19 protein-coding genes are annotated in these 21,220 nt (G+C 71.7%); 6 read left to right on the top strand and 13 right to left on the bottom strand.

Annotation, left to right across the window (positions count from 1 at the left end):
* Nucleotides 1–8 precede the first annotated feature (8 nt).
* Nucleotides 9–209, bottom strand: a complete 201-nt coding sequence (locus OV079_RS26270) for a hypothetical protein (protein WP_267771656.1) — start codon at nt 207–209, stop codon at nt 9–11.
* 122 nt (nt 210–331) lie between these two features.
* Here OV079_RS26270 and OV079_RS26265 point away from each other — a divergent pair, with 122 nt between their 5' ends.
* Nucleotides 332–634, top strand: coding sequence for a hypothetical protein (locus tag OV079_RS26265; RefSeq protein WP_267771655.1), 303 nt, complete (start codon nt 332–334; stop codon nt 632–634).
* Nucleotides 589–2,139, top strand: a complete 1,551-nt coding sequence (locus OV079_RS56235) for an STAS domain-containing protein (RefSeq protein WP_267771654.1) — start codon at nt 589–591, stop codon at nt 2,137–2,139. Before OV079_RS26265 ends, OV079_RS56235 begins: the two co-directional genes overlap by 46 nt.
* A 424-nt stretch (nt 2,140–2,563) precedes the next feature.
* On the opposite strand, the gene OV079_RS26255 is transcribed toward OV079_RS56235, so the two are convergent.
* Entirely contained in the window at nt 2,564–3,466 is a 903-nt protein-coding gene (locus OV079_RS26255) for an SDR family oxidoreductase (protein WP_267771653.1), read from the bottom strand.
* 54 nt (nt 3,467–3,520) lie between these two features.
* On the bottom strand, nt 3,521–4,300 hold the full coding sequence (locus OV079_RS26250) for an AraC family transcriptional regulator (protein WP_267771652.1): 780 nt from the start codon (nt 4,298–4,300) through the stop codon (nt 3,521–3,523).
* Between the two features lie 466 nt (nt 4,301–4,766).
* Here OV079_RS26250 and OV079_RS26245 point away from each other — a divergent pair, with 466 nt between their 5' ends.
* Nucleotides 4,767–5,663, top strand: a complete 897-nt coding sequence (locus OV079_RS26245) for a hypothetical protein (RefSeq protein WP_267771651.1) — start codon at nt 4,767–4,769, stop codon at nt 5,661–5,663.
* Between the two features lie 382 nt (nt 5,664–6,045).
* Complete coding sequence (locus tag OV079_RS26240) at nt 6,046–6,819, top strand: 2OG-Fe dioxygenase family protein (protein WP_276602806.1); 774 nt, start codon at nt 6,046–6,048, stop codon at nt 6,817–6,819.
* A 120-nt stretch (nt 6,820–6,939) separates the two neighbouring features.
* Here the strand turns inward: OV079_RS26240 and OV079_RS26235 are convergent, their stop codons facing one another.
* The gene (locus OV079_RS26235) at nt 6,940–9,270 is read right to left on the bottom strand and encodes a serine/threonine-protein kinase (protein WP_267771648.1); all 2,331 of its coding nucleotides are present in this window, start codon (nt 9,268–9,270) and stop codon (nt 6,940–6,942) included.
* Between the two features lie 195 nt (nt 9,271–9,465).
* On the opposite strand from OV079_RS26235, the gene OV079_RS26230 reads away from it, so the two are divergent.
* Nucleotides 9,466–10,161: a DUF1264 domain-containing protein gene (locus OV079_RS26230; protein WP_267771647.1), complete on the top strand. Its 696-nt coding sequence runs from the start codon at nt 9,466–9,468 to the stop codon at nt 10,159–10,161.
* A gap of 298 nt (nt 10,162–10,459) precedes the next feature.
* On the opposite strand, the gene OV079_RS26225 is transcribed toward OV079_RS26230, so the two are convergent.
* The gene (locus tag OV079_RS26225; RefSeq protein WP_267771646.1) at nt 10,460–10,801 is read right to left on the bottom strand and encodes a hypothetical protein; all 342 of its coding nucleotides are present in this window, start codon (nt 10,799–10,801) and stop codon (nt 10,460–10,462) included.
* 176 nt (nt 10,802–10,977) lie between these two features.
* Here OV079_RS26225 and OV079_RS26220 point away from each other — a divergent pair, with 176 nt between their 5' ends.
* Complete coding sequence (locus OV079_RS26220; RefSeq protein ID WP_267771645.1) at nt 10,978–11,901, top strand: hypothetical protein; 924 nt, start codon at nt 10,978–10,980, stop codon at nt 11,899–11,901.
* A 13-nt stretch (nt 11,902–11,914) separates the two neighbouring features.
* Here the strand turns inward: OV079_RS26220 and OV079_RS26215 are convergent, their stop codons facing one another.
* The 8 genes from OV079_RS26215 to OV079_RS26180 all read right to left on the bottom strand — a co-directional run bounded on the left by OV079_RS26215 (nt 11,915) and on the right by OV079_RS26180 (nt 21,042).
* Complete coding sequence (locus tag OV079_RS26215; protein ID WP_267771644.1) at nt 11,915–13,138, bottom strand: pectin acetylesterase-family hydrolase; 1,224 nt, start codon at nt 13,136–13,138, stop codon at nt 11,915–11,917.
* 846 nt (nt 13,139–13,984) lie between these two features.
* The gene (locus tag OV079_RS26210) at nt 13,985–14,137 is read right to left on the bottom strand and encodes a sigma factor-like helix-turn-helix DNA-binding protein (RefSeq protein WP_267778644.1); all 153 of its coding nucleotides are present in this window, start codon (nt 14,135–14,137) and stop codon (nt 13,985–13,987) included.
* Nucleotides 14,098–14,325 carry a sigma-70 family RNA polymerase sigma factor gene (locus tag OV079_RS26205; protein ID WP_267771643.1) on the bottom strand — a complete coding sequence of 76 codons (228 nt, stop codon included), beginning with the start codon at nt 14,323–14,325 and terminating at the stop codon, nt 14,098–14,100. The genes OV079_RS26210 and OV079_RS26205 overlap by 40 nt, the downstream gene beginning before the upstream one ends.
* On the bottom strand, nt 14,295–15,257 hold the full coding sequence (locus tag OV079_RS26200; RefSeq protein ID WP_267771642.1) for a sigma-70 family RNA polymerase sigma factor: 963 nt from the start codon (nt 15,255–15,257) through the stop codon (nt 14,295–14,297). The genes OV079_RS26205 and OV079_RS26200 overlap by 31 nt, the downstream gene beginning before the upstream one ends.
* 191 nt (nt 15,258–15,448) lie before the next feature.
* Nucleotides 15,449–16,048 (bottom strand): DUF4142 domain-containing protein, encoded by a 600-nt coding sequence (locus tag OV079_RS26195; protein ID WP_267771640.1) that lies wholly within the window; start codon nt 16,046–16,048, stop codon nt 15,449–15,451.
* A gap of 1,260 nt (nt 16,049–17,308) precedes the next feature.
* Nucleotides 17,309–18,532 (bottom strand): DNA topoisomerase IV subunit B family protein, encoded by a 1,224-nt coding sequence (locus OV079_RS26190; protein WP_267771639.1) that lies wholly within the window; start codon nt 18,530–18,532, stop codon nt 17,309–17,311.
* A 132-nt stretch (nt 18,533–18,664) separates the two neighbouring features.
* Nucleotides 18,665–19,285, bottom strand: a complete 621-nt coding sequence (locus tag OV079_RS26185) for a hypothetical protein (protein ID WP_267771638.1) — start codon at nt 19,283–19,285, stop codon at nt 18,665–18,667.
* Nucleotides 19,286–19,575: 290 nt separating this feature from the next.
* Complete coding sequence (locus OV079_RS26180; RefSeq protein ID WP_267771637.1) at nt 19,576–21,042, bottom strand: serpin family protein; 1,467 nt, start codon at nt 21,040–21,042, stop codon at nt 19,576–19,578.
* Nucleotides 21,043–21,220 lie beyond the last annotated feature (178 nt).

Raw genomic sequence — 21,220 nt, 5'->3', positions numbered from 1 at the left:
CGGGCGGCTCAGCCCGGATCGAGCTGCACGGCCGGGCCGTCGGCGGCGACGACCTGCAGCGACGGGGTGTCCTGCTCGTCGCTGTAGGCGAACACGTGCACGAGCCCGCCGAGCGCGGGGGTGAGGGCGGCGCCGGGGACGTTCCACACCGCGTCCGGGGTCGCGTCATTGTCGATGTCGAGGCCGACCACGAGGTCCGAATCGGGCACGTCCGCGCTGCCGGAGGCCTTGAACGGGAAGTCCGGGCTCGCACCATTCGACGACGACTCGATCGAGTGAGGCGCGCGGCGGCGATTCGCAGGACTGGTCGACCCGACTGGTGGTCGACGGCTTGGCGCTCAGGAGCTCCGGCACCGTCACCGTCCCGGCGGGCGAGTATTCGTTCTCGATCTCGGCCGACGGCAGCCCGATCGAGGACGCGGTGTTCGAGGTGCCCGCATTGTCGTACGAGGCCGGCAAGGTCTACACCGTGGTCGCGCTCGAGGGACGAGTTCGGCACCTGACTCTCGGGGCGGAATGGCTCGGCGCCGCTGACGCGCATGGAACAGGTTTTCCATGTGCTCGCACCGTATTGCACGGTCGCGGCGGGTGGCATGCTCTCTCCTACTCGTCGCCGGCCCCGAGATTGATGTGACCCTAGGGGCGCCGCGCGCGCATTTGCGACCTACAGCGCCGAGTGTCCAATATGTGGGCTCTGAAGCGGAGCGATACCTCAGTCGGTCCAGTGAGCACGATGACGACCTTTGTAACAAGTTTCACTCGCAATGGGCGCGGACGCTCTGTACCCGCATGAGCAGAGCGAGGCGGCCCGGCCGCCAAGCGCCTCAGGTATCGCTGGACAGGTCGTGCGCGGGTCTCGTAACTTCCGGCCAGGGTTTTCATGGCGCTCACCTCGTCGACAGCAACCGATACGCTCACGCCAGAGCTCGCCGTGTGGGCGATGGAGATCGCCGGGGATGGAGTTTGGGAATTGCCGAACTCGATCCGGCGGACCCACTCGAGGATGACGCGCCCGCCATCTACTCGCCGCGCCTGCAGGCAATGCTGCCCGCCGGGGCCCCGCCCACCGTCGGCGCCTGGCTCGCGGCGATTCACCCGGACGACCGCGCCGGGGTCGAGGCCGCGCGAAAGCGACAGATGGCGGCCCCGGACGCGCTCGTCGAGCTGGAGTACCGCGTGTCGGTCGCAGGTGAGACGCGATGGTTGCACGAGCGCAGCCATGCTCGCCCCGCAGCTCATCCCGGTCGATGGCGGCTCCTGGGCGTCGTCCGCGACATGACGGAGCAGCGGCGGGCGAAGGAGCGAGCGCAGCGTGACACCGAGCTGATGCTGCAGACGCAGTCGGCCGCGCAGGTCGGCGGCTGGGAGATCGATCTGGTCGCCAACGAGCTCTACTGGACCGAGGAGACGCACCGCATCCATGAGGTCCCGCCGGGCTATGTGCCCGACCTCGCGCAAGCGATCGGTTTCTACGCCCCCGAGCACGTCCCCGTCATCAGCGAAGCGGTCGCCCGCTGCCAGGCCGGGGAGACGTTCGACGTCGAGCTCGACCTCATTACGTACACCGGCCGGCGGATCAACGTCCATGCGACCGGCCGCCCCTATTACACGGACGGCAAGCTCACGCGGATCTACGGGGCGTTCCGCAACATCACCGACATCAAGCAGCGCGAGAACGATCTGCGCGAGAAGCTGGCCCGCATCGCCCAACAGGACGAGGCCATTCGCGTCCTCTCCACCCCGATCATTCAGCTGTGGGACGACATCATTACCTTGCCGGTCGTGGGGGCGCTCGATCCGGAGCGGGCGACGCAGATCATGGACCGCCTCCTCCACGAGGTCAGCAACCTCGGCGCTCGCTTCGCCATCCTCGATCTCACCGGCGTCGACGCGATCGACACGACGACGGCCGACCAGATCCTGCGGATCACCCGCGCGGTCAGCCTGCTCGGCGCGCGGGGCCTGCTGTGCGGGGTCCAGCCCGGCATCGCGCAGACGCTGACCGAGCTGGGCGTCGACATGGCGGGCCTGCTCGTGTACCGAAACCTCCAGGAGGCCCTGCGAGGCTGTCTGGGCTCGTTGTCCAGGTCGTCGGGCCGACGAGCGCCGGAGACCGAATCGCCAGGCATTCGTCGATGACAGCGAGTCGAGCGCGACCTCGTCGTGGTCCGCCGCGGCGCGTCGCAGCGCCCGCGCCGCGGCAGAGCGCGTGTGGGCCGTAGGTCAGGACACGAGGGCGTAACCGTCTTCGGGGCAATCCTGTGATCGCTCGAGCGTATGCGCGAAGCCGAGGTCGCCCGCGCCCATGCCGCATTCGATCCATCGCACGGGTAGGTCTCGCGCGGGTGCCTTGTTTCGCGCTCGTCGGGGTGGTACCAAGAATAGTGTCGGTAATGTGATACACATCCCAGCGACCTCGAGCTCTACGCGGCAGGCGTGCTCGTGACGGTCTCGGCGGGCGGGTGCCACCCATTGTCGTTCCACTCCGCGGCGTCGACGCCATCGGCGCCTGGGATGACCTCCAAGCGGTTTGGCGAGCCAGGCTGGACAGCTGCGTAGCCTCTCAGCCCTGGGCGAAGTACGGCGGGCGATCGAGGTCTGCGAGCAGGTCCGGTTGTACCGGCGTCCAGCCGAGGGTCTCGCGCGTGCGCTTGCTCGACGCGCGGCAATCGAGCGCGGCGAAGTGGGCGAACCAGCCGAAGTGGGCGGCTGCTTCGGCCGGGGTCTTGCTGATGACGGGGACCTGCAAGCGGCGGCCGATCACTTCGGCGATCGCCTTGAATGGGACGCCCTCCTCGGCCACGACGTGGAACCGCGTGCCCGGGGCGAACGGCTGCGCGAGGGCGAGTCGGGCGAGGGTCGCGGCGTCGAAGCGATGCACCGCGGGCCACAGGTTCTGGCCCTCGCCGATGTAGGCGGAGGCGCCCTGTTTGCGGGCGAGGTCGATCAGCATCGGGACGAAGCCGTGGTCGCCTTCGCCGTGGACGGTGGGCGGGAAGCGCAGGACGCCGACGTGCACGCCGCGGGCGGCGAGCTCGTCGCAGGCCAGCTCGGTGGCGACGCGGGGGAGCGCGTCGGGGCTGGCCGTGGCGCGGTCCTCCTCGGTGACGCCGGTCTTGCGGCCGGGGAGGACGACGCCGGAGGCCACGAGCAAGGGCCGCTGCGTGCCGACGAGCGCGGCGCCGAGAGCTTCGATGACGCGGCGATCGGTGTCGCACACTTCTTTGTATCGAGTGAAGTCGTGGATGAAGCCGGTGTGGACGGTGGCGTCGCTCGCGGCTGCGGCCGCACGCAGCGAGGCGGCGTCCTCGAGGTCGCCGCGATGGGGTTCGGCGCCTGCTGCGGCGACTGCGGCCGCGGCGGCGTCCGAGCGCGCGAGGCCGAGGACGCGATGGCCTGCACGCAAGAGCTCCTGCACGATGGCGGAGCCGATGAAGCCGGTGGCACCGGTGACGAAGATTTTCATGGGACCACCATAGCGAGGCGCAGGTGGCCCTGGCTTGGCGGTTCTTGGCGATTTCTACGAGCCGCGCGCGAACTGCCCGGGGGTCATGCCGACGATGCGGCGAAAGTGACGGTTGAGCTGGCTCTGATCGTAGAGCCCGACGCGCGGGGCGATGTCCTTCGGCTTGGCGCCGGCGGCGAGCATCTCCTTGGCGTGCAGGATCCGCAGCTGGGTCAGGTAGGCGTGCGGCGGCATGCCGACCTGGGCCCGGAAGGCGCGACACAGATGGAACTTGTCGAGGCCGGCTTCACGCGCGAGCTCATCGAGGGTGAGCGGCTCGGCGAGTCGCTCGCGGATCAGCTCGAGCGCGCGGCGCACCGGTCGCGTGTGGGCATGGGCACGCTCCCTCGTCACGGACACGTCGGCGATGGTGTCGATCGCCTCCGCGAGCGCACACTCGAGCGCGAAGCGATCGGCGCCCCCGGCGACCGCGTCGTGCAGGCGATGGAGCGCGGCGGCCCGCGGATCGTCCGGTTCGAGGCAGGCCTGCAAGCGCACGCGCGAGGTGACCTGCTCGACCACGGCGGGCGAGAGGCGGATCATCTGGTACGTGACGACGCCGTGGCGCCGCACGTCGCGGTGGACATCACCGGGCTCGTGCAAGACGACCGCGCCGGGCCGACCTTCCCACGCGCGACCGTGGGTCCAGAACTCCGAGGTGCCCGCCTCGAAGCGGCTGATCATGTAGGTGTCCTTCAGGCCGGTGTAGGACTGATCGCTGTGCGAGCGCAGCGCGACGACACCGGGGACCGCGACCGGCAGCGGCTCGATGCGGTGGGTCGGCGCGGGCGTCATGCGCCGAGTGTACCGCGTCGGCCAGCGGTGACTTGGGCATTCTTGGCGCCGGGGCGCCGACGCCCGGGGCTCTCGTGGTTTGCCGACGGATCTGCCGCGCTGCTCCACTCGCGCCATCGCCTCCGGTGATGCGTCGCGGCGGGTTTTTTCGCCGGGGCGGTTTCGCGGCCCCCAAGGCCACGCCTGCTGGATCCCCTGCGATATCGCTCCGTCTGGGCCGCCTGACGGGGGCGCGAGGCACCTCGCAGGTTGGTGACCGTGGGCTTCGGTGATGCGGGGGCGGCGGCGCTTGCGGGGCTCCGCGGCGGAGGTGACACTGCGGCCGGTCATGCTTCGCTCCTCGCGCGGTCTCGCTGTGCTCCCGCTCGCCTTGCTCGCGGCGTGTCCGTCCAAGGACCAGGATACCGAGACCACGTCCGGGCCAGGCACCGCGAGCGGTGCGCCGGGCTCGACCACGGACGAGGCCATGCCGACGACCGGGAGCACCGGGAGCACCGGGCCCGTCGCCACCACCACGACGGGCGACGCGACGACGGGCGAAGTCACCACGACTGGCGCGACAGGTCCGGTCGATACGACCGGGCTCACGACGACCGGGTTCATGACGACCGGGTTCACCAGCACCGGGCTCACGACGACCGGGCTCACGACGACCGGGCTCGATACTGCTGGCACGACAGAGGATTCGGGCTCGAGCTCCGGCGACCCGGACACTGGCGGCGGTCCGTGTCAGCTCGATCAGGGCGGTAAGGACACCGCGTGGTGCCTCGAGGTCCCGCCGCAGGCTGCGGACATGGATCTGACGCTCACGTGCACGCTCCTCTCCTCGCAGGGAGGCGAACCGGAGGTCTCCGTCACCTTCTCCTGCCTCGTCCTCGGGGTCCAGGAGACCGTCGTGCTGCATTATGCGCTGCTGCCATTTTGGAACTATACGTGGCTTCAGGGCAGCCAGATGAAGATCGTCTATCACACCGAGCCGGCGCCGTGGGACCGCGAGTGGTTGCAGATCACCGGCGGCCTCACCGACTTCTGGGCAGTGCGGGCCGACGAGCTCGCGCCGCCGGGCATCTCGCCCGAGGAGTACTTCGGGCTCGAAGTCTTTTTGGAGATGAACGAGTCCGGCGGGCCGCAGCCCGATCCGTGCGGATCGCGGCAGGCCCTCGACCTGCACTACGAGCACTGGATCGGGGACACAAAGGCCTATGTGAAGGTCCAGAACGGCGAGAAGCACAGCTTCGGCTTCCCGGTACGGACCGACATCCGGCTCGGCCACGCGAGCGAGCTGCTCGAGCCGATCAGCTGCGACGAGGTCGCGCAGCGTAGCATCGACGTGGTGATCGTCCACGACGCCGCCGGCTTCTGAGCTGCGCCAGGCTCGTCGGTGCCGCGAGACCGTCTCCGCGGATGGCGCGAGCGTCGACTGGACGCACTGTGACGGGCCAGGTTCAGGCCGGCGGGATCCTCGCGGCTCGCCGCGAGAGCATCGGCGAGGAGCACGCCGCGGCTTCGCCGTGAGTCGCGGCGGCGGGCTCGTGGCTCGTCTCGAGACCCTCGGTGTCTCCGTCACCTGGGCGGCCGGCCGCGAGTCGATCGGCTTCAGGTCGACGGCGCGGACCCGGGCGCCGGGTCGCGCAGTCAACCTGGTCTTCGGGACAGTTTATTCTGCTCGTCGGAGCGATCTCGCAGGACGCTCACGGCGGACGGGCCGGCCGCCGGGACGTGCGCGGCTCCGCGGAGGCGCCGCGATGCTGGTACATTCGCGCCGCCGCTCCCGCCCGCATGACCCCGCTGATCCTCCCTACACCGACCCGGGCGACGTCGAGGCCGCCCTCCGCCGCGATGGTTACGCGATCGTGGCTGCCCGAACTCTGGCGTCCTGGCTGCCCCAGGGGCTCGGCGGCCTGCAGGCGCTGGCGCCGTCGTGGGACGAGCTCCCGCCCGACACGTACCTGCGCGACGGCGGGCGTTACCGCCGGCGCCGCCACTCGTGCTTCGTCGTCGAGGGGCCGCGGGTCGAGGCCACGCCCCACCGCGCGCACTGGCAGCCGCTCGAGTACAACGCGCTGCACGGCGGTCTGGAGCGGTGGTTCGAGCCGATGCTGCCGCAGGTGACGGAGCTGCCGGTGTGGTCGGCGTTGTTGCAGCGGCTGGGCGCGGTGTGCAGCGCCGCCGCGCCGGCGGTGCCGCGCTGGTACGTCGAGGCGCACCAGTTCCGCATCGACACCGCGGACGGCATCGGCCGCCCGACCCCCGAGGGCGCGCACCGCGACGGGGTGGACTTCGTCGCGGTGCTGCTGGTCGCGCGCGAGGCGATCAAGGGCGGCGAGACGCGCGTGTTCGAGGCCGAGGGCCCGCACGGCCTGCGCTTCATGATGAGCGAGCCGTGGACGCTGCTGCTCCTCGACGACGCGCGGGTGATCCACGAGGCCACGCCGATCCAGCCGCTCGGCGAGCCCGGCGGGCACCGCGACACGCTGGTGCTGACGTTCCGCGCCGGCGGATTTCAGGGCCCGGGCTGACGCGGACGGCTGGCTGGCCGAAAGGACAGATGGGTTCGCGGCCCTTCGAGACAGCAAGTCTCGGCGGCGAGTGATTCGCTCTTGCGGACAGGTCGCTCGGGACATGTCCACAAGAACACGTCAAGGCAGGCGCGGCGGCGTCGCCGGGTTGCGGCCGGTGGCGGTGTCGCGGGCGAGCTGGGCGCGGGCGAGGTCCTGGCCGGGGAGGAGGTCGGGGAGGCGACCCGCGAGGGCGACGGCCTCGGCGTAGTGGCGATGGGCCCGGCTGCGCTCGTCGGCGGCGGCGGCGAGGTCGGCGAGGGCGAGGTGGAGGCGGGCGAGGGCGGCCTCCTGGCCCGGCAGGGCGGTGCGGATCGCCAGGGCCTCGCCGAAGCGGAGGCGGGCCTCGGTCTTCTCGCCGAGGCGGAGGTGCAGGCGGGCCCGCTCCTCCAGCACGTCGGCGACGGCCGGGTGGCGCGGCAGGCCGGCGAGCAGGCTCATGGCCTGGTCGAGGTGGGCGCGGGCCTCGTGGTTGCCGCCCTGGAGGGCGAGCATGCGGCCGCGCAGCATCTCGATGCGGGCGGCGGTGGCCGGGCGGTCGGCGGCGCGGGCGAGGGTGTCGCGCAGCAGCATCTGGGCGCTCGTCGGGTCGCCGTGGGCGGCCAGCAGCTCGGCGCGCAGCAGGGCGACCTCGGTGAGCCGCCTCGGGTCGCGCAGGCGCTCGGCGGCGGCGCCGGCGAGGCGGGCGGTCGCCTCGTCGTCGGTGCACTCGGCGAGGAGGCGCTGGACGTCGGCGACGAGGTCGTCGTCCCGGTGGCTGATGGCGAGCTGGAGGGCGGTGGCGAGCTGGTCGCGGCCCTGGTGGGCGATCCCGCGCTCGCAGGAGATGTGACCGAGGAGGGCGGCCGCCTCGGCGCGCAGCGGGTCGCCGCCGACCTCCTTGAGGACGCGGTCGACCTGGCGGGTGGCGTCGTTGTAGCGGCCGGCGAGGGCGGAGACGCGCGCGTCGTCGAGGGTGGCGGCGAGGTCGGGCGGGGCGGGGCCGGGGCCGACCAGGTTACCGGGGTCGAAGCAGGGGGCGATGTCGGGCAGCGACTCGGCCATCCGCTCGGCGTCGCCCAGCTGCTCGGGGCGCAGGCGCGCGAGAGCGCGCGTGACGACCGCGAGGTCGCGGGTGCGCCGGTCGAGGCAGGCGCGGTGGCGCTCGCGCAGCGGCTCGGCGGCGAGCGGCCCCGAGCAGGCGGCGGCGCGGGCGTGGCCGAGGACGGCGGCGTAGCGGTCGATTTGCGCGCCGGCGCGCTCCGCGGTGGCGGCGGCGAACGGGACGTCGACGCCGGCGAAGGCGCCGGCCAGGCCGGCACCCGGCGGCGGCAGCTCGGCGGCGCCGGCGAACTCGCAGCTGTGGTCGAAGCGCGGCGCGGCGGCGGCGACGGCGACGGCGGCGAGCCCGGCCAGACCGGCGGCCAGGACCACGCCGACCCGGCGGCGCCGCGGCGGGGCGGCCAGGGCGGCCAGGAGCGCCTCCATCGACGGGTAGCGCTGGTCCGGGTCGGCGTGCAGGCCGCGGACGAGCACGGTGTAGACGCCGGGCGGGACCTTGGCGTCGCGCGGCGGCGGGGCGATGAGGCCGGTCATGATCCGGCGCTTGAGCTCGGCGCGGGTCTCGGAGGCGAACGGGTGCCAGCCGTAGAGGCCGCGGTAGACGGCGACGCAGAAGGCGAACTGGTCGCTCTTGTCGGTGGCCCGCAGGCCCTGGAACTGCTCCGGGGACATGTACGAGGGCGTGCCCATGAGCGCGCCGCTCTGGGTCAGCCGCGAGCTGCGCTCGAGGTCCTCGGCGGACACGTTCTCGCCGACGTCGGGCGGCGCGTCGGGGTCGGGGGCGCTGCGGACGAGGCCGAAGTCGACCACGCGGACCCGGCCGTCGTCGCCGACGAGCACGTTCTCGGGCTTGAAGTCGCGGTGGACCATGCCGCTGCGGTGGGCGGCGGCGAGGCCGTGGCCGGCCTGCAGGTAGGCGTCGAGCACCTGCCGCCAGGTCCGCGGGGCCGTCTCGAGCCAGCGCCGCATGTGGACGCCGCGCACGAACTCCATGGCGATGAACACCCGGCCCTCGAAGTTACCGGTCTCGTAGACCTGGACGACGTTGGGATGCGACAGCTGGGCCAGCGCCTGGGCCTCGCGGATGAGCCGCGACGAGGCCCGCTCGAGCCCGCTGTCGCGGTCGAGCCGGACCAGCTTGATGGCGACCTTGCGGTCGAGCTTGTCGTCGTAGGCGAGGTAGACCTCGCCCATGCCGCCGACGCCCAGCGACTGCAGGACGGCGTAGCGCGCGATCTTCTGCGGTTGAGCCCGGGCGTCCTTGCCGAACAGCTTCGCGTGCGCCGCGGTCTTGATCCGCCGGACCTCGCGCGCCGCGGCGGTCTGCGGCGCGCGCGAGGCGTCGTCCGGGTCGTCGCCGGGGTCGGGCATGCGCGGCAGGATAGCCGAAGCAGACCCGAGCGGCCCGTTCGCCGCGCCCCCGGTCCGCGCGTCCCAGCGCGAGCGACGCGGGCGGACCGCAATCGCGGCAAGATGTCTTTGAGGACATGTCCCAAGACGCCGGCGGTTCGCCTCGCGTGGCCCGGCTCGCTGGCGCGCCGCCGCGGCCGAGGCCATGCCCACCCCATGCGAGGGCTGCTCCCCGCCCGGGCCGGGTCGTCGCTGTTCGCGCTGCTCGGGCTCGCGGACTGCTACGGCCGCAGCGCGCCGCCAGGAGCGGCCGTGCCCAGCCACGGGGCGGCCAGCGAGGGGCCGGCGCGGCGCGACGACCAGGGCCGCTGGGCGACGGTCCGCGCGCTCGAAGAAGGGACGCTCGGGCCGCAGGACCGCACGCCGGTCGACCGGCTGCTGCTGGTCCTCGACGGCTACACCCGCGCCAAGCGCGAGGCGGCCGGGACGCCGGGCGACGGCCGACCCGACCGGGCCCTGTTCTACTGCGCCCAGCTCAACGCCGACTTCAGCCAGTGCGTGGTGTTCGACGGCTCGGACGAGGGCGCCCACCTGGCGGGGGTGGAGTACGTGATCTCGGCGTCGCTGTACGCGACGCTGCCGGCGTCCGAGCGCCAGTACTGGCACGCGCACGTGGGGGAGATCGACAGCGGGGTGGTGGTGGCGCCCGGGCTGACCGACGCCGCTCACACGGCCCTGACGGGCGAGCTGCGCTCGACGTACGGCAAGGGCTGGCGCACGTGGAACGCAGAGGCCGATCCGCTGCCGTTCGGGGAGCCGACGCTGATGTGGTCGATCGCGCCGGGCAAGCTCGAGCCGGTGACCCGCTCCGAGATGCGATCGCGGTGGGGCCGGACGAGCCGCGAGGAGTGACGCAGAGGGCGGCGCGTGAGGCCGCCGCGAGGAGCGAGCGAGGCAGCGCCGTGACGAGGCCGGACGATCCGCGAGGAGGACGCCGCAGGTGGCGGCGAGTGAGGCTGCCGCGAGGATCGAGCAGGGCAGCGCCGTGACGAGGCGGAGCGGGCGCGAGGCGGGACGCAGCAGGTGGCGGCGAGCGAGGGCTGCCGGGAGGAGCGAGCGGGGCAGCGCCGTGACGAGGCCGGACCAGGCGCGAGGCGTCCGCGAGAGGTCGTGGGGGTGAGGCCGGGCCGACGGCGGAGCGCGGGAGACTTCAGTCGCGCGAGGCCGGATTCCCCGCGATGCGTGTGCGGGAGAACGCGGGCCGTGCGGCGGTGGGAAACCCGGGGGACGGGTCGAGGCGGATCGAGGAGCCTCGGTCGCGCCCGGGGATGGTGGACCGGGGCGAATCACGATAGTCGGCCGGCATGTCGCTGCGCGCGCTCGCCGGGTGGGTGGTGTCGATCGCTTGGATGAGCGCCGCCTGCGGGGGCGAGCGAGGGCAGGCCGCGGGCGCGGTGCCGGCGACGAGCCCGGCGAGCGCGGAGGCGCCGGCGGCCGCGGAGGCGAAGGCGCCGACGTTGCAGCCAGGGCCGCAGGCGCAGTGGACGTTCACGTTCGCCGCCAAGCCGTCCCGCTTGAAGGTGGCCGGCGACGGGACAGTGCTGGCGCTGGTGAACAGCGAGCTGGTGGCGGTGCGGGCCGGGGCGATCGCGTGGAAGTTCGGGGCGAAGCTGCGGCAGGTGCTGGCGGTGGCCGGCGACGTGGTGGTGGTGGCGCAGAGATCCCGCCGTGCGGCGCGATCGCCTGGTGATGCTGGCGCTCGCCGACGGTCACGAGCTCGGCGCGGCGCTCCTACCCGCCGACGGCGAGGAAGACGAGTTCGCCGAGCCGATCCGGGCGGCGATCGTCGAGCCGGATCAGGACGAGCTGTGGGTCGGCGACAGCGTGGCGCGGTGGTTCCGGCTGAAGCCCGGCCGTTGCGTCAAGAACGGCTGCCTGCGCGCGGCCGGGCGCATGGCGGAGGAGACGTTCGACTCCGACGCGAAGCTGTCCTTCGGGCCAGACAATCGGCGAGTCTTGCGCGAAGGCGGGGCGGTGCGGGTGTTCGACGGCGAGTGGCAGACGCTGCTGTCGGTCCGGGCCCACGAGACGCTCGGCGGGGCGGCGCTCGGACCGGCCGGGCTGGCGCTGGTGGTCGACGACGACGTGGTGCTGCTGGCGCCGGAGGCCTGCGCGGGCCCCGAGTTCGCGCCGTCCGGGTGGCCGCAGCCGAAGCGGCTGTACTCGCGCGAGCTCGACGAGTGCCCCGATTGCCCGGGACCGCCGCTCGGCTGCCGGCGCTGGCGCTCGTACCAGGACGAGGTCCACAACGAGGCGCTGGCGCTGTTGCCCGACGGGGCGGTGGTGGTCCACGTCGACGGCGAGACGCGGGCGATCCGCGACGGCCGCCAGGCGTGGACGACGAAGACGGGGGGCGTGGGGGCGGTGGTGCAGGTCGGCGAGCGCGTGCTCGGTTTCAGCGGCGGGCTCGAAGAGGACGACCCGCCGGCCCTTTACGCGCTCGACCTCGAGGGTCGGCCGCAGTGGCGCACGCCGCTGGCGATGAAGGGGCCGGACGGCTTCTTCTTCACCGACGACGTGCTGCTGGCGAATGCCGGCGCGACGCTGCTGGCCGGCTTCGAGACGAACATCGCAGTGTTCGCCCTGCAGTGATTGGCGCGGACCGTCACGGGTCGACGCTGGCCCACGCGGGGTCGTCGGCGACCATCTGGCCGAGCCAGGCCTGCAGGTCGACGCCGCCGCTCGTGATCGGCAGCGGCGCGGTCAAAAGGACGTGGCCGACGGCGTCGAGCAGGAAGTAGCCGGCGTTTTCATAGGGGGCGACGTGGCTCTGCACGATCTCCGCGATCGCCTGCGGGAACTCTTCCAACGTGAAGCCGAAGTAGATCGGCACGATCCAGTCGCGGGTGTATGACAAGAGGGCCCAGCGCTGGGTGGTGTGATTCGCGCCGTAATAATCGTAGATCGCGCCGAACGTCTCGAGGCATTCGGGGCAGTCGGGCGGCAGCGAGGCGGCGAGGTTCCACTGGGCGCGCCAGGTGTCGGACAGCTCCTTGGCGAGGTACGGCGGATCGAGCGGCGGGCCGGAGTCGTCGACGAGGTCGACGCGCACGTCGCCGAAGGCCTGCTGCACGCGCCACCAGTTGAAGGTGCCGCCGTAACCGCCGGCGCTGGCGCCGACGAGGTAGACGCGCTCGGCGGCGGGGAAGGTCGGGACGAGCCGCGCGAGGTAGGCGACCAGGTTGGCGCCGCCGACGTGCATGGTGGTGCGCTCGCCGTAGGTGACGACGTTGTCGCCGCCGTGCATGTCGCCGGTGCAGTAGGGGACGTAGACGAAGCTCATGTCGCGGAACGGGTTGTTCGGGTCGTCGCGGTCGAAGATCTGCGCGGTCATGACCTTGGGCAGGTGCGGGTCGAATTCGGCGGCGAACTCGGCCTCGCCGTAGCCGTCGGCGACGTGGGCGCTGGCGTTCATGGTGTAGCAGGTGGCCTCGTCCCAGCAGGCGCCGCCGCCCTCGAGGTAGAGGACGACGCGATCGCTGCGGGTGGTGAGGTTGACGCCGATGCCGGTGGTCTCGCCGTTGGCACAACGCGCGTCGGCGAACGGGACCCAGGTCCAGGTCTCGGCCGGGGCGTCGATCGCGGCGCCGTCGGGCTCGCCGGTGGAGGTTGGCGCGTCGGTCGTTGCGGTGGTGTCTTCGGTGGTCGCGGCGGTGGTGTCGTCGGTCGTGGCAGCGGTGTCGTCGGTCGCGGCAGTGGTGTCGTCGGTCGTGGCAGTGGTGTCGTCGGTCGCGGCGGTGGACTGCGAGGCGGCATCGTCGCCGCAGGCGGGCACGGCGAGGGCGAGCGAGGCGGCGAGTGCGGCGATAGGAGAGCGAAGCATGGGCATGGGTTCGACGGTACTGCACACGGCGCCGCTGCGCCTGCGAGGGGCTCTCAGCGGGAATTCCGGGGTCGCACGAAAGTGTGGAGGATCGCGACAGTGGCAGATCGCAACAGCAGGAATCACCGGATGCGCCGGCGCGCGCGGACGAGTGGGCGCGGGTGCGATGCGGGTGTCCCGAGGGACGTATGGTGGCATCGCGGCGCGAGCGCGATGGACATGACTTGAGGGACATGCCATGGCCTGGCGCGACGGCGAACGCCGGGCGCCGAGCGGGCCGGGGCGATGACCGAAGGGACATGTCCCGGGTGCGTCGACGAGCGCGAGGAAGATGACCGAAGGGACATGTCATGGGCGCGCCGACGAGCGCGAGGGGTGTCCGAGGCGGCCGGGGGGCGATCGTTGAACATGTTCCAAGGGACATGCGGAGACCGGGGCGCACCTGGGCCGCGCTCGCTCGCGCGGGCGCTCGCTCACGCGGGCGCGAGCGAGGGGCTGGTGCGCCCGGGGTGGCAGCATGGGCTGGCGATGGCCGAATCGCGGCGCTCGGCACGCGACCCGGGAGCGCGGCCGACCGTGTCGGCGCCCCGGCAACGCCGCGGCGGCGCGCCCTGTCCTTGGGAACAGGCGAAAAAAGCGGCGCTCCGACCGGGTCCAGTGGCTGCGCAGGGCCCGGTCGAAGCGCTCGGGGTCTGTTCTGTTTTTGTAAAAAAAATGATCGGTCGGCGACGCGAGCGGGAGATCGTCCTGCGGGCGAGCATCGGGAGCTCGGCCCGTTTGGGTGCGAAGATCGACCTCGCGGGGCGGGCGAGCGGGAGACCTGGGGTCCGCGCCGCGCCGCCGACCGCCGTGTCACATCAAGTGACGGCGCGAGAACTCGGCGCGCAGCTTGGCGAGCGCGCCCTCCTGGAGCTGACGGATTCGCTCACGCGACAGCGAGTAGCCGGCGCCGATCTCCTTGAGCGTCATCTCTTCCTCGCCGTCGAGGCCGACGCGCTTGCGCAGGATGTCGGCCTCGAGCGGGGAGAGCTGGGAAAAGACTTCTTGAGCTGCTCGTGGAGCCGCTCGCGGTCGAGCACGTCCGACGCGGACTCGTGGTCGGGGTCGGCGACGGTGTCGACGAGGCTGGTTTCGCCCTCGCGCGAGGCGGGCAGGGCGAGGCTCAGCGGGGTCTCGATGAGCGACCAGCCCATGCGGGAGATCCGCTCGGGCTGACGCCGCTGACGGCCGAGAGCTCCTGATCGGTGGGCTCGCGGCCCTCGCGGGCCTCGAACTCGCGGCGGGCCCTGGCGACCTTGTTGCAGGCGTCGATCATGTGGACCGGCAGGCGCACGCTGCGGGCCTTGTCGGCGATCGAGCGGCTGATGGCGTGGCGGATCCACCACGAGCCGTAGGTCGAGAAGCGGCAGCCGCGGGCCGGGTCGAACCGGTCGACGGCCTTCATCAGGCCGAGGTTGCCCTCCTGGATGAGGTCCTGCAGCGGGACGTTGCCGCGGTGGAAGCGGCGCGCCAGCGCGACCACGAGGCGCAGGTTGGCGCGCACGAACGCGTTCTTGGCGGCCATCAGCGCGGCGTGCTGCTTGCGGACCTCGGATGCGTAGCGGGCGAACGGGACGCTGCCGCGGCGCGGCGGGTTGACTGCCAGCGAGATCTCGGCCTTGCGGTCGCCCTCGAGGCTGGTGAGGTCGGCGAGGATCGCGTCGGCCAGCTCGCCGTCGACGTCGGCGGCGATCATGGCCTTCGCCAGCTCGTCGCGCGCGGCCTGGAAGGCGTCGTGGTGGCAGCGCAGGTCGCGGTCGCGGACGGTCCGCGAGCTCTGCTCCAGCGTGTTCACGGCGGCGGCGGGGCACACGTCGACGTCCAGGCGCTGGCGCACGAGGGCGCAGATCGGCTCGACGAACGGGGGGTAGTTGAGGAGCGCCACCCAGAGTCCCTTGCGGAGCTCGTTGATCTTGCGGGCCGCGGCGGTCTCCTCCTCCTTGGTCATGACGTCGACTTCGGAGAGGTCGCGGAAATAAGCGGTGAGGGGGCGGTAGCCCGATCCCTGGGCCGGGGCCTGCGATGAATCAGCGGTGAGGTCGCGCAGCATGGTGGTCTCCGTTTCAGGGCCGGACAGGATCCGCATGGAGGGGCCGTGGACCGTAAGGAGTGTCCGTCCGCGGCTCGTGTCGAAGGGGTCGACGGGTCGGTGTCAGAGGGGGTCGCGGATCCTGCCCGGCTCCGGGCCGCACTGCGGGCCCAGGCGATCGTGCGAGGGTCGATGAGTCCAAGCAGGAGTCGAAGTCAGATCAATTCAAGTCAAGGATCGCCTGGCCGTTACTTGTCGGCCGTCTTGAGGTCGGTGCGCATCTCGACAGCCAGGTTGTAGTGGCTCTCGACGATCTTGCGCACCTCTTCGAGCTCGTCGCGCAGCTCGTCGGTCTGGGCGAACGGGATCATCTTGTTGTCGAGCGCGGACAGCCAGGTGGCGTGCACGTCGACCTGAATGTCGATGTAGGCCTTGTCGAGCGGATCGCCCTTGTCGATCTTGCCCATGGTGTCGAGCTTCTGCCGCGAATCCTGCTCGATGTCGCTGGCGAGCCGGCTGCTGGTGGCCGAGAGGTCGAGGGCGTCGCGGACCTTCTTTTCGCGCTCGCGCACGAACTCGTGGTCGTTGATCATCATCGCCGCGAACTCCTTGACCTTCTGGGTCTTGGCCCACTTCTTCATGTATTCGCCGTGGGCCACCGCCTCTTCGTTGATCACGTCGAGGACGCCGAAGATCTCGTCGTCGGCGGTGTTGCGCTCCGACGGCGCGGTCGCGGCCGGCGAAGGTTCCACGACCGGCTCCGGCGAACTGGTGTCCGGAGAGGTGCGCGAGCAGGCCGCGGCGAACACGAAGGAGAGCATGTAGAGGGTCTTGTTGCGGGGCTGCATGCACCTTGGCTGATCCAGGCCCGCAAGGCCGGCAATGAAAAAATCGTCAGAGGCCCAATGCCGCCCACCGCCCGGAATGTGCAAGGATTTCGGAGAACGCGGCGAAAACGGGGGTAGGAGGGCTTCTGGGGCAACTTGGGGGCCCCAGGCCTGGGCGAGGCCGCGCGCGCTTTTCTCCTGGACAGGTGTCCGAGGCGGTGCGCGAAGTGCGAAAAATGTTGAGACTGCGCACATTCCGCGGGCGAAAGACACCGGGCTCATGGGCTGTAAACGATGTTCTGGACGCGCCAGGCGCCGCAGACGGCAACCAGGCCGCGGGCGGGGAGCCCGAGATGGAGCCGCGGGCGACGACCCACACGCGAGGACGGTGGGCCGTCAACAAATAATAAGTGTGGGTCGGACATCAGCGGGCTCTGCCCGGCGAAATGGGCCGAGCCGGCAAGATGGGCCGGATGAGGCGGCTGATGGCAATGTAGGCAGTCGGAGATCGCGGCGCCGAGCCTCGTTCGTTCCGCCGGGATTGCTGCTGCAAATGATGGCAGGAGACGGCGGGTGCGCTGAAGCGAGGGCGAGGCGAAGGACCCATGTGGCCGTGGCCGGCATCCTGCCGGCGACGGCCGGGAGAGCTCGCGGTTCGGGAGGACGGACACGGACTCCAGCGCAGGGCCGCTGCCGTCGTAGAGGTGGACGGCGCTCCTGCGATGGAAGATCGATCCATGCGGGTAAGGCGATGCGCTCGTCGGGCCCGGCGGCGACATCGACGGAGACGTCGGGGCTGGGGACGCTCCAGGGCGCGAGGTCGGGTCCGCGGCGCTGCAGCGGGACGTCGTTGCTCGTCGGGCGAGCGCCGTCAACGATGTCGATTCAGCGCGATCATTATGTGAAGACGAGGACGCCGAGAGGCGCCCGGGACATGACATTGGCGGCGGCTGCCATCCATACGGCATGACCGATCGCGCCCGTATCGGTGCCCGAGTCGGCGTGCGTCGGAGCACTGCGTGCGGATCGGCTGCGGTCCGCCTCCGGCTCATGAGCGGTGAATACCGCCTGGGGGGCGCCGTTCCGACGATGCCCATGTCGCCGCGCCTGCGCCGCTCGCTCCTCGCCTCCGCCGGCGCCTTCGCCGGCTTCACGATCGCATGGATCGCCGTCTGCCTCGGCAACACCGGCGACGCGTTCCCGCAGGGCCCGGCGCAAGCGATGCTGCCGCTCCTGCTGGTCGGCCCGGGCCTCGGAGCGCTCGCCGGGAGCCGGGCGAGCTCACGCCTGGCCGTGGCGACGCTGCTCGCGCTCATGGCCCTGTCGCTGTCGTTCTGGGCGCTGGTGCCCGACGGCTGGTGGGCAGTCGGGGCGCCGCCCATGCCGGGCGCGAAGTAGCTCGAATGCCCGCGAAGCTGCGAGCGCGCGCTGGAGCGCGTCGGCGCGTCGGCGCATCGCCGTCATCGACGTCGGGCTCGTGGCGTCTTCATGCGGCTGCGCAGGGCGTCGGCGGCCTCGGGGAAGCGCTCGGCCCAGCGCCGCAGGGCGGTCGCGGTCGCGTCCTTCACCGCGGGGAGCAGGGGCGAGTGGATGAGCCTCTTCTTCGTATGGATGGGGTAGAGGGCATCGTCGTGCAGCACGCTGACCGCAGCCACGAGCCCCTCGAGGCCGGGGTCGCTGCGGACGTTTAAAATCGCGGATCGCCGCGAGCAGGCCGGGGACGTGCGGGCCATCCTCGTCGCGCTCGAGGTTGGTGTAGCCGAGGATCTGCGCCGGGCGCCCGTACGGCTCGGTGCGCCAGGCGAGGGCGACCTCGACGGTCGTCGGGCCGGCGTCCGTCACGTACTCGCCCTGGTGGTGCGCGGCGTCCTCGAGCGGTCCGCGGGCCTCGACGCGGACGCGTTCGACGAGCCCCGTCGCGCGCTCACCCGCGAAGCTCCACGTCAGCGCCCGCGGTGGCAGCAGGAATCCGAGGTCCTCGAGGCGCTGCGTCAGTTCGAGCCGGAGCACGCGCGGGCTCGGGAAGATCTGCGGGTCGGGGCGAAACCGGATGCGCGTGCCGGACGGCCGCGACGCCCCGCTCACGCGCAGGGGAACGCGCTGCACGCCGCCGGCGTAGGCGACGGTGGCCTGCTCGCCCGCGTGGACGCTGTCGACCTCGAACGGATCGCTCAGCGCGTTGGCCATCAGCAAGCCGGACTCACGGAGCCCGAAGTGGGCGCTCGAGCGGACGGGCGGGCGCTCGAGGAGGTCGACCAGCGAGCCGGCCGGGATGCCCGGGCCGTCGTCGGCGACGGTGACGGAGTCGTCGGGGTCGACGCGGACTTCGATGCGGGGGCAGCGGCCGGGCTGGCGCGGATCGATCGCATAAGCGACGACCGCGAGCAGCAGCTTCAGCGGGCCGGTGCCGTCGTCGAGCGAGCCGACGTACATGCCGGGGCGCTTGCGCACCGCCGCGCAGCCCGTGAGGACCTCGATCGTGTCGGTGGTGTACTCGCTCGCCATGGGCCGACGTTAGCGCAGGACGTCATCGCCGGTCACGCGCTTCCGCGCGACCGTAGCGTTCGGCCAGCAGGGGAAGATGCGCGTCCGCGAGGGCGACGGACCTTTCGTGGCGCGAGGCTCATGGCTCGGCGGTCACTCGACCTTGATGGGGGCGGTCATGCGGGTGAGCGGGAGGACGGTCCCGTCGTCGAGCGCGACCTCGGTCTGGGTCGGCTCGATGTAGACGAGCGCGGCGTCGTCCGTGCTGCGCTGGATCGCGGCGCCGCGTTGTTCGCCGGCGTCGTCGATGATCCAGCCGCCGATCCAGCCGTCGACCTGGCCCCAGTAGAGGCCCGCCTCGTCGCCGGCGACGGCGGTCCCGGTGAAGTCGTAGGGCCCGTTGGTGACGAGCTCGCCGCGGAGCGCGGCGCTGAATCGGTCGCCGTGGATCTCGAGGTCGACGGTGGCACCATCGGCGTTGGTGAGGGTGCCGGCGCCGTCGTCGAGCGGACCGTGAAACCATGCGCGGACGCCGAGCCAGTCGTAGCTGCCGTCGCAGGCGAAGACGGTGACGAGGTCGTCGGCGGCGACGACGGCGATCAGGACGTCTCCGGCCTGGCCGACGAAGATGCCCGCGGCGGGCCCGGCCTGCTCCGTGGTGTCGCACGCGCCCGCGGTCACGGCCAGCGCGGCCAGGCAGGCGCGGGTGAAGAACGCCCGCGCCGAGCGCAGCGCGGGACGGGTACACAGAGCAGGGAGCCAATGGGTCGTCATGGTCGCCTCGGGTCAGGGCGAGCGCGGCGGCGTCCCGCTCGCCCGTGGAGTCGCCGGGGCGGGCCGAAGAATTGCGGCGGGGGTCAGATTTTCAAAAGACGGCGGCTGGGTGCCTTGCGGCGGTTCCCGCGGGCGCCGGTGCGCTCTCGGGCTCCGACACGGACGCGCGGGGTCGAATCGCCGAAGGATCGCGGAGGCGACGATCTGTGGGGGGCGGAGTATGTTCTTTTGGACATGCCCTTCAGGGCATCTCAAAAATGAGATGTCCTGAAGGACATGTTTAGAAGAGCTCAGCCCGGGGTGAGCACGCGGCCGAACCACAGCAGCGTGTCGGTGCCGCGGTCGCGGATGGCGAAGAGGAACGGGCGGTCGGCGGTGAAGGCGGTCTCGGCGAAGACCCCGCCGCTGGAGTCGAAGACCACGATCGCGGTGGCGGCCGCGGCCTCGACGCCCTTCTCGTCCACCGCGACGACGGTGTTGTGATAGACGTCCGCGATCGCCATCTGCGTCTGCTCGGTCATGCCCGAGAGGTCGGCGGCGCCGAGCTGGAAGGTCTTCTCCATGCCGAGCGCGATCAGCACCTCGCGCAGCGCGAACGCGTTGGCGAACTCGAATCGGGGCACCCGGACCTCGAGGTTGGTCGGCGCCAGACCGCCGAGGACCTCGCCGAGCTTGACGCCGTCGAGGCCCGCGACGTAGGCGTCGAAGGTCCCGGCGTCGGGGAGGATGTACACCAGCGACAGCTCGCCGCCGCGCAGCGGCAGCTCGGCCGCTTCGACGCCGTCACCCTTGAAGTACGACGTACTCTCGAACACCCCGTACATCATCGGCGCCGTGAGCTCGACGCCGTCCTTGTCGTGGAACACGCCGTTCTCGTCGACGTTCTCGAACGGGTGATCCCAGGGAGCCTTGAGGTAGAGCGCGTTGACGAGGACGGCGGTGACGTCGGGGAAGATCGAGCCCGGGGGCAGCAACTCGTCGATCTTGGTGAACGTCTGGTCCGCCACCCAGCCGTTGATCGCCACGCGCGACCCATCGGGGTCGGCGGCGAAGTCGAGGAGGCGCATGCCGCTGCCGTAGTGGATGGCGAGCGCGTCGAGGAACGGCGCCGACCACTCGATGCCGATCCGGCCGAACACCTGATTGACGAGCGAGAGGCGGACCGAGTCGTCGCCCTCGACCTCGCCCGAGGCGGGGAGGTTGCGGGTCTCGAGGTCGAGGTCGATGCGGTTGAACGCGGTGTGGAGGCGCGGCTTGGCCAGCGAGAAGTGCAGCACGTCGGCGATCTCCTGCTCCGAGACCGTGCGCGCCCCCTCGTACAGCATGCCGAAGGCGATCCGCAGGCTGAGCGGCGAGATGGCGCGGTTGTCCGCGCTGGGCGGCAAGGCCTTGAATAGATCGAGGGCGAAGCTACGCTCGTCGGCGGCCATGGTGGCGAGCTCGTCGGCGCTGGCGTCCGGATCGGGGTCGCGGGGCTTGTCCGAGCCGGCCTCCTCGCCCGGCGGCTCGAGCGGCTCGCCGGTGGTGGTGGTGGGATCGCCCGTGGGTTCGGTGGTGCTGTCGGTGGTGGTCGTCGTCTCGCTGGTCGCGGTCGTCGGCTCGGTGGCGGTGGTGGTGGTCGTCGTGGTCGTCGTCGGGTCGGTGGTCTCGGTCTCGCTGCCGGTCTCGGCTCCACCCGGGCCCTGGATGGTGCAGGCGGTCGCGCCGAGGGCGAGGGCCCACGAAGTGAAGTGACGGTAGAGTAAGTTATCGCGCATGGTCTGTCTCCGGTGGCGCCTCAAAGGGCAAGCCATGTGCCAACCACCATTTGCCGCCAGATCGCCGCGTAGCGCCGGATCTGCGGCTCGCCGTGACGCCGGAGGCGCAGCGACGAGGCCGACCGCGACACGCCCGTCGTCGGGCGAATCACGAGTCGGGCCGGCGATGGCCGTATGG

The sequence above is a fragment of the Nannocystis pusilla genome, assembly GCF_026626665.1.
Lineage (GTDB): Bacteria > Myxococcota_A > Polyangia > Nannocystales > Nannocystaceae > Nannocystis > Nannocystis pusilla.
This window is presented reverse-complemented; position numbering and strand designations above follow the sequence as displayed.